2 protein-coding genes and 1 pseudogene are annotated in these 8,638 nt (G+C 76.2%); all 3 read right to left on the bottom strand.

Translation table 11 applies throughout. From position 1 onward, the window contains the following. Positions 1–101: 101 nt before the first annotated feature. A complete protein-coding gene (locus tag A2U95_RS21405; protein WP_166025766.1) occupies positions 102–1,313 on the bottom strand; it encodes an RICIN domain-containing protein in 1,212 nt (403 codons plus the stop codon). A 282-nt stretch (positions 1,314–1,595) separates the two neighbouring features. Next, positions 1,596–4,985 (bottom strand): hypothetical protein, encoded by a 3,390-nt coding sequence (locus tag A2U95_RS21400; protein ID WP_166025764.1) that lies wholly within the window; start codon positions 4,983–4,985, stop codon positions 1,596–1,598. Positions 4,986–5,306: 321 nt separating this feature from the next. Further along, a pseudogene (locus A2U95_RS21395) lies at positions 5,307–8,638 on the bottom strand (hypothetical protein); the annotation flags it as partial.

Genomic DNA, 8,638 nt, shown 5'->3' with positions numbered 1-8,638 from the left:
GGGCCGTCGGACGCCGCCGGCCCCGTGGGGCCGGGCGCGGCGGTCACGACGGGATATGGAGCAAGGGATGCGGGGGCGCGGTGGTGGTCCGGCCGGGACGGTCAACTCCGGTACCACTTCTGATTGGGCGCGCCGAAGCACGTCCACAGGTGCGCCGGGCTGCCGTCGGCGGTGCGGCCTTCGAGGATGTCCACGCACTTGCCGGCGATCCCGGCCACCAGGTCCCCGACGGCGTTCAGGCGGAACTGCTGGGCCGGGTTGCCGCTGCAGTCGGCGACCTGGATCACCGTACCGTTCTCCTGGGCGCCCCAGGCCACGTCCATGCACCGGCCCTGGGCGCGGATGGTGCCGTCCGACCGGAAGGTCCAGCGCTGCCCCGCGGAGCCGTCGCAGGACTGCAGCGTCAACTGGGTGCCGTCGGCGCCCTGTCCGGCGCTCAGGCACTTCCCCGAGGCCTTGCTCACCAGGGTGTCACCGGCCACGGGAGCGGAGGCCGGCTTGTCGCCCGCGGCGGACTCGTCCTTCTCCTCCGTCTTCTCGGCGGGAGCATCGGCCGAAGCCCGCGTGTCCTTGCCGTCCTTCCCGGCCCGGTCCGCGTCGTCCTTCTTGTCCGGCTTCTTCTCCTGTTCCTTCTCCTCCCCGTCCTCGTCCCCGGCCCCGCCCGTGTCCGAGGGGGAGGGCTCGGGCGACGGCGAGGCCGAAGGGGACGCGGCGGCGTACTGTCCGGACCGCCGCGACTCCTCCTCCAGGACCGTGCCGTGGGTGGAGTCGGCCACCACCGCTGCGGCGGACCGGTCCCGGTCGCCGGATCCCGGCAGCAGGAACGGCACGGAGACGAGTACCGCTCCGGCGATCGCCGCGGCGGCCAGCACCGGCTTCTTCGGGCGCCCGGGCGTCGCGTCCGTCTTCACCGCCGTGTCGCCGTGCGGCGGGGCCGAGCCCGACGCCGCGTGGGCGGGCTGCTCACCGGAGAGGGCGGCCGCGCCCGGAACCGGGTCCGGCTCCCGGACCGGTGCGCCGGCCGCGGCGCCGGCGTCGGGCCGCGTGCGGGAGTCCGTATCCGCGGCGGGGGCCGGTGCGGAGGCGGACTCCGGAGCGCTCTCCGGAGCGCTCTCGGGGGCCTCGGCCGCGGTCCCCGGCTCGAACGCGCCGGTGCCTGCGCCGGTCTCCGTCCTCGTGCCCGTGCCGGCTCCGGTGCCGGTGCTGTCACCGTCCTCGGGTGTCGCGGCGGTGCGCGTGGAGGCCGGTTTCAGTTCCGTCGTGGGAGCGGCGGCCGGTCCGGGCAGCGCGAACGCCTGGCGCACCTTCGGCACGCCGGGCTCCGCCGCGGCCGATGACGCACCGGTCGGCTTCGCGCCGTCTTTCTGGGGAGACATCGGTCCTGTCTCGCAATCTGGGTCTGGTCCTGGTCCGGCCGGGTCCGGCCCGCTCGCCGGCTGTCGGCGAGCGGGGCGGCCCAGAAGGCCAGGAGGGGGTCGGCAGGGGTCAGGAGCCGGTCGGCACCGCGGGCAGGACGGACGCCCGACGTGCGGTGGGACCGGGAGGTGGTGTCGCTCCGTCTTCTCGCTTCGGCACAGGTGCTCCGTCCAGGCGTCTCAGTGGTCGGGGGGACCCACGGGTCCGGCACATCGGGCGGGCCAGTTGAACGACGCGGCCGCGGGACCGTGCCGGTCCAGTGCCTCGCCGAGGCGGGCGAGCACGGCCCGGTCCTGGTCGTCCAGTTGCGCCGGGCCGACGTGGGAGGCGTGCTGAGCGGCCGGCAGTTCCCGCAGCAGGACCAGGGGCGAGGAACCGCCGGTCCGTACGTCGAGCACGCGGAACGCGGTGCCGGGCGCGAAGACCACCTCGTCGTGCCGGGCGGCGGGGCCGGTGGCTTCGGACAACTGCCGTACCCGGCGACCGGTCACCGACCAGACGGCGTACCGGGCGTCCGCGGGGGAGGGGCCACGGTCGTCGCCGGGCAGCGCGCTCACCGGCGCCGCGTCGCGCAGGACGGTGCCGGGGACCGGTGTCCGGTCCTGCGCTCCGCCGTCCGGCCCGGCACCGCGCAGCACCGGGCCGCGGAAGGACGGCAGGCGCCGCAGGGCCGAGGTGACGCAGGCGCCGTAGGGCAGCAGCCGCGGGTCGCCGCCGCGCAGGCACCGGCCGAGTTCCTCGTGGCCGAGCCCGCCGTCCGGCACGCCGGTCCGCAGGTAGAGCAGCAGCGCGATCAGGTCGGCGCGCGCGGCCTCCTGCTCGTGTCCGCGCAGCGCGGGCATGCGGGTGAACGTGCGGGTCACGACAGCCGCCTGACGGTCCCACACCGAATCGGCGAGCGACCGGAACGCGGCCCGCTCCGCGTGCGTGCTCTGGTGCCCGGGCAGGAAGGGCACGGGAGGCAGTGGCTGCGGGGGCGTCGGCGGCGGCACGGGCGAGGTGCCCGCGGCCGGCGGCGTGGGAGCCTTCCCGGCCGGTGGCGCGGGCGGCGTCGGCGGCTCGGCGGGACGGGGAGCGCGCTCGGCGGCGGCCGGTGAGGGGGCGGCCGGGGAAGGGGTGCTGGTGAGGACCGGACGGCTCGGGGGAGGCGGCAGGGGGACTTCCTCGTCGTGTCCGGTGTCCCGGTCGTCGCCGCTCACGGGCGAGTCGGGGCCCGCCCCGGCCCCGGGGACCGGACGCGTGGGCCCGGCCGGCGGCACGGCAGGGGACGTGGGCACCGCGGCGGACGGGGGTGCGGCGGGGGTGGTGCGTACGCCTGGGTCCTGCCGGGCCGGCTCCGGCTCCGGGTGCGGCGCGCGCGCCGGGGTGGCCGAGGGCGAGGGGGAGAGGCGGGCCGGGGGCCGGGAGGGCTCGGCGCCGGTCGCTCCCGCGGACCGGCCGGACGGGACGCGGTGACCGGCGGAGGCGCCGGCCGCCGCTGCTCCGGCCGCCGCTCCCGGTACCGGGGGAACGGAAGGGGCAGGAGCGTGAGACCTGCCGGGAGCGCCCGGCGCACCCGCCGTGGAGGGTACGCCGGCCGGGGACCCGCCGGCAGTCGGGGGCGTCCCCGTCGTGGTGGGCAGGGAACGCGGCGGGGCGGGCGGCACCTCCGGCGTGGGGACGCCGTCCGTGCCGGTGTCCGTGTCCGTGTCCGGGCGGGAGCCCGGGGCGGGGGCCGGACCGGGTGCGTCCGGCGTCCGCGTGGCGCGGGCCCCGAGTGGTGAAGAGACGTTCGTGTCTCCCGGAGCCGAAGCCGGAGCCGGAGTCGGAGCGGGAGCCGGAGCGGGAGCCGGAGCGGGAGCGGGAGCGGGAGCCGGAGCCGGGGCGGGAGCCGGAGCCGGGGCGGGAGCGCCGGGGCCCGTCGCAGCGGGCTTCGCACCGGACGCGTTCCCGTCGACGGGAGGCCGCGGCCCGGCGGGAGCCGCCCCCGCACCGGCCGCCGTACTCGGGGCAGAGCCCACCGTCGTTCTCGGACCCGGACCCGTGCCCGAACTCGCCGTCCCCGCAACGGCGTCGTCCGCCGTGCCCGTACCGGCGTCCGCCGGTCCCGGCTGCGGTGCCCCGTGCGCGGGCGCGGGGCGGGCCGCGGGGCCGTGCGGTGCCCGCGCCGCGAGGGGCGCGGCCGGTGCGGTCCGGCCGAACGACGCGAAACGCAGGCTGCGGACCTGGTACTGGGCGGCCAGGCGGCGCAGCTCCCGGCCGCCGTCGACGGCGGTGCCGTGCACATGGACGCGGGCCCGGGCCGACAGGCCTGGCGGCAGCGCGCCGAGCAGTCTCTCCAGCTCCGGCCACAGCGACCGGTCGAGCGCGTCACCGGGACCGCCCACCTCGATCTCCGGACCCTGGGGATCCACGGGCCGGGCCGCGAAGGAGGGCGGCTCCTTGTCCGCGCCGTTGACCCACAGGCCCGCCCGGGTCGCGGTGACCTGCCACCGGTCGGACAGCCGCACCACGCCGCGCCGGGCGTCGCCCCGGCCGGGCAACGGCGGGCTCCAGCGCAGCAGCCGGGGTGAGGACGCGTCGGGCGCGCAGATCACGGAGTCGACGAACGGCTGCCAGCGCGGGGCCCCGTCGGCGCCCACGGTCATCGAGCGTACGGTGCCCCCGTCGCGGCCGAACGACTCGGCGAGCAGCGGCAGCCCGCTGTAGACGACGACGTCGGCGTCGACCAGTCCGGCGGCTTCCTGCCCGACGCGCAGCACGTCCCGGCGGCCGCCCGGCGCGAACCGGAGGACGGTGCGGGCGGCGGCGGGCAGCGCCGTCACCAGGTCCGCCACGTCACCGGAGGTGACGTCCTCGCCGTCCGGCACCCCGACGACGACGAGGATGCCGTGCCGGTCGACCGGCACGGCGTAGCACAGGTCGCCCGGGCGCGGGGCGCGGGCGCCGTCGGGGCGGACGAGCACGCCGGCCGGTATCTGCTCGACGACACAGCCGTTGCGGGTGCGGGACGGCAGGGAGCCCGGGGCGGGCTGCCAGCCGGGTGCGGGCTGACGGGGGCCCAGCGGGACGGGCGGCGCGCCGGGGGAGAAGCGCCACCAGCCGGGCTCCCGGCCGCCGTCCGGCTCGCCGTCGGCCGGCACGTCGTGGACGAAGAGCCCGCCGCCCGGCACGCCGAGGACCGTTCCGTCCGGGGCGATGACGTCGATCTCCCAGGCGTCGGCTATCCGGCGGGCGACGGAGGGCCCGCCGGGGCGGTCGTCGCCCGCGCGGGTCATCGCCAGCCGGATGGTGCCGACGCCGTCGCCGCACAGGGTGTCGATGAGGGCGCCGAGCCGTGCCCAGAGGGCGGCGGCCGTGTTCCCGTCCGCGCTGGCGACGATGGTCACCGTGTCGTCGCCGTCGGCCTCCAGGGCCCGGGTGAGGTCCGCGATGTCGGCGGGCCCCAGCAGTTCGTCGGAGGGCTGCCTGAGCAACAGGAGGCGGCCGTACTCCTCGACCACGAGACCGGGCCTGGGGGACTCGGCCTGAGGCGTCGGCCGGGCGGTGTCGGACGGGCGTGACGCGGCCCGGCGGCGACCCCAGCGCATCAGCGGTGGCCCCCCTCGGCGGCCAGGGCCGGGAAACAAGCGGCCGGCATCATTTCATACGCCACGAACATAGCAGGTGAAATCCCGGGTGACATGTGTGAATGGGTACGTCGAACCGATATCGGACCCGTGCACCGGCTCACCGTAACACCGCGCCGATTTCCTTCCGCGCGGTGCTCCCCACCCGGCAAGTCCCCTGTGCGGCGGGTAATTTGAATGGCCATCCCATGACGCGGACGAATGCGGAGGGATGTCACCGCATGCGCCTGTCGCATGATGAGCCGACTTCTCCGGATCATACTTGGCCATCCTGTCCACGTGTCACGACGGCTTCTCCGGAACGAAATACCGCATGCCGTCGAAAAGCAGCCGCACGGTGCCGTGCAGGCCGACGCCGAAGGTGCGCGGGCGTCCGTCCGGGGCGACGACGACGATCTCGACGCCGAGAGCGGCGGCGGCCGTGGCGACCGCCCGCTCCCAGGTCCCGTCGGCCGTGTCCGTGCCGGGTTCGCCGCCACCGGCTCCGGTGCCCCGGGCCAGCAGCCAGCGCAGGTGCTGCGCCGGGGTGAGGCCGAGGTCGCGCACCGGCAACGAGCCGCCCAGCAGGATCGCCTGGGCCCGCTGCCCGGAGGTCAGGGTGACGCCCAGGCCGTCCAGGTCGTCGACGGACACGGACTGCTCCGGATCGGCGGGCAGCCCGCCGTGCGCACCGAACGCGTCCACCAGGGCGTCCACGAGCGTCAGCCCCTCGCCGGACGCCGTCCGCGCCGGACCGCCGGTGTCCTCGCCGGCCGGCCCGGCGGCCGTGGACGCCCGGCCCGTCCGCCCGGCGAGGTGGGCGACGGTCAGCTCCGCACCGGCGGGCAGCAGGTCGCGGGCGCGTTCCGCCGCCCGCCACAGGAGCGCGAGCGCCCGGGCCGGGTCCGCCTCGCTGATCCCGGCCGACCGGGCCAGCGCCAGGAGCGCCCGGTCGTCGGCCCGGGCGAGGAACGGGGCGGGTGCCGCGAGCCGGTCCAACTGCGCGCCCAGCTCGCGTTCGTCGTCCCCGATGCCGTCCACCGGGTCGTACAGGGCCGTGAGCCGCTGGTCGGACAGCCGCTCCGCGCCGTCGGGGGACCCGATCTCGCGGCCCAGCTCGACGGTGAGGCCGAGGTTCCGCCGGGCCGCGAAGTCACGCAGGTAGGCCGCCATGCTCTCCGCCTGGGCCCGGGTGGTGAACCGCTGGGCGGAGCCGAACAGGTCGCCCCAGTTGAGCACGATCCGGTCGACGTCCGTCCAGGACAGCTCGCCGTGGATCTGGGTCTCGAAGTACCGGCCCACGGCCGCGTAACCGAGCTCCGCCACGTCCCGGCGCATCTCCGGGTCGTAGCGGAACCGGGTGGCCTCGGCCAGCGCCAGCCGCACCCGCCGCTCCTCGCCGTACGCGAGGAGCGGGTAGACGTGGGCGTTGTCGGTGTACGACAGGACGCCCCGCTCGGCCGCGTCGGCGCTGTCCCCCGGGGTGTGGGTGGCCCTGCCGCGCACCGAGTCCTTCCAGTGGACGACCGCGCTGCCGTAGGAGTAGGTTCCGCCCTTCTGCGACGGCGAGACGAGCGCCGCGTACTTGGGCAGTTCGTCGGGGTCCGGCGGGTCGAAGTCGCCGCCGGCGGGACCGTTCCCGGGCGCACCGGCCACGCGGCGCAGCGCGGCCGCGTACCCCTGGAGTTCCTCGACCCAGCCGCGTCCGGCGCGGCTGGGGGTGCCCCCGGTGGAGCCGGTGGCCCAGAAGCCGCGGAAACCGGTGTCGGAGGTGACGGCCTCGGCCCTGGTGGGGACGGTGCCGTCGGGACGCGGAGCCGCGCCTTCGGGGCGCCCCGCGAGGTCGAAGTTGGAGGCGATCGGCAGCCGTCGCACATGGTCGTGCGCGGCCTGCGCGACGGTGGCCATGAGCTCCGGGTCGTCGACCGGGTACCTGGTGCGGAACGAGTCGTTGAACCGGCCGATCCGCTCCAGGAAGGCCGCGCGGTCGCGCTCGTGGAACATCTCCCCGCGCTGTTCGGCGGCGAGCAGCGCCCATGACTGGCTGGGCGTCAGCTTCTCCCAGCCGTCCCGGTGACGCGGGTCGCCCGGGGTGCGCAGGGCGTGCAGCAGCTCCAGGTCCTGGGCGTCGGGGACCATGTGACGGTCGTCCCGGGCCGCGTCCGCCGTGTACTCCGAGGCGTGCACGGTCAGCGGCTGGCGGTGCCGGGTGCCGGGAAGCGGGCGGCTGATCGCCTGCTTGGCCAGCTCCCGCCGGTCCAGCGCCTGCGGCATGGCGAGCTCACCGGAGGCGTCGGCGCCGGTGACCACGGCGGGGGTCGGCGCGGGAGACGGCGGGGGAGGCGGTGCGACGGCGCCCGCGGGCGCCGCGTGCACGGCGGCTGCCTCACGGCGGCGCAGTGGGGCCATCCGTTCGGCGACGACCGCGTCGATGCGCGCGCGGCGCGCCTGCCGTGCGGCGTCCGCGGCGTCCCTGGCCGCCCGCTCCACCTCCTGCGGCGTGACCTCGCGCACGCCGGTCACCAGTCGCGCGAACTCCTTCTCGTTGCCGTGCCCGATGCCGACGTTGTGGTGGGTGTGCGCCGTCAGTACGTCGGCCACGTCCCGCTCGGTGCGGAAGTTGGCGGCGGCGCCGGTGCGCAGCCGTTCCTGGTGGAGGAGCGCGGATTCCCGTCTCTGATAGGCGCCCGCCTGCTGATTGGGTGTGCCGTGACTGCCGATGAAGTTCCAGTAGCCGTCCCACGGCAGCGTGAACTCCAGTACCCGCTCGTCGTCCGAAGCGGCGTTCGCATTGCTGAACACGCTCGTGTGGGACAGCGAAGTCGTGAAGAACTTCCGGTACTCCACGCTCCGGTTGTACGCCATCGCCGCCGTGAACGCCGCCCGCGGATCCCGGGCGCCCAGGAACTGCGCCGCCTCCGCCGCCGACATCTTCCGGTACAACCGCATCGGCGCTCCGTCCCGGCGGTCGATCGGCGTCGGGGACGCGGCCTGCTCCTCCCGGATCCGGACCAGCCGGTCGTGGAACGGCCGCATCTGCTCACGCATCGAGTCATGGGCGGCGAGGGTGTCGACCAGGAGGTCCTGGCCGTAGACGAAGACGTAGTAGCCGCTGTCGAAGTCGGCCGCGGAGTCGTCGGTCTCGAAGAACTCCGCGTACGCCTGGAAGTACGCCTCCATCACATCGGCGGTGACACGCTTCGCGGGGCCCGACGGCGCGGCGTGCAGGTCCGCCGGAGCCCCCGCCTCCCCGTGCGGCTCGGCCTGCGGACCGGGAAGGGCGACGGCCGGTTCCGCCACCGGATCGCTCTCCCCGATGCCGGTCATGAAGTCGCGGAAGGCTTCGTAGAGGGCGTTGTCGGCGGTGGTGGCGGTGACGGGGTTGGCGGTGCCGGTGTGTGGGGGTTGTGGGTCGGTGCCGTAGAGGCGCTCCAGCAGGGGGAGGAGGTCGGGTTCGTTGGCGCGGACCCAGGGGGCGCCGTTGTTGCGGGGGCGGCCGGTGGCCGTGTCGTGGCCGTGGTTGGTGCCGAGGTAGGCGTTGCTGAGCTGGGCGAAGTATTCGAACTCGTCGGTGGAGGAGTAGTTGTCCGTCGCGCGGTTCGATGTGTCGCGGCGGACGCCGTCGGGCCAGGCGA

Origin of the sequence: Streptomyces chilikensis, from assembly GCF_001642695.1 — a bacterium.
Classification (GTDB): Bacteria; Actinomycetota; Actinomycetes; order Streptomycetales; family Streptomycetaceae; genus Streptomyces; species Streptomyces chilikensis.
Note: the sequence above shows the minus strand (reverse complement) of the source record. Positions and strands in the feature narration are given on the sequence as shown.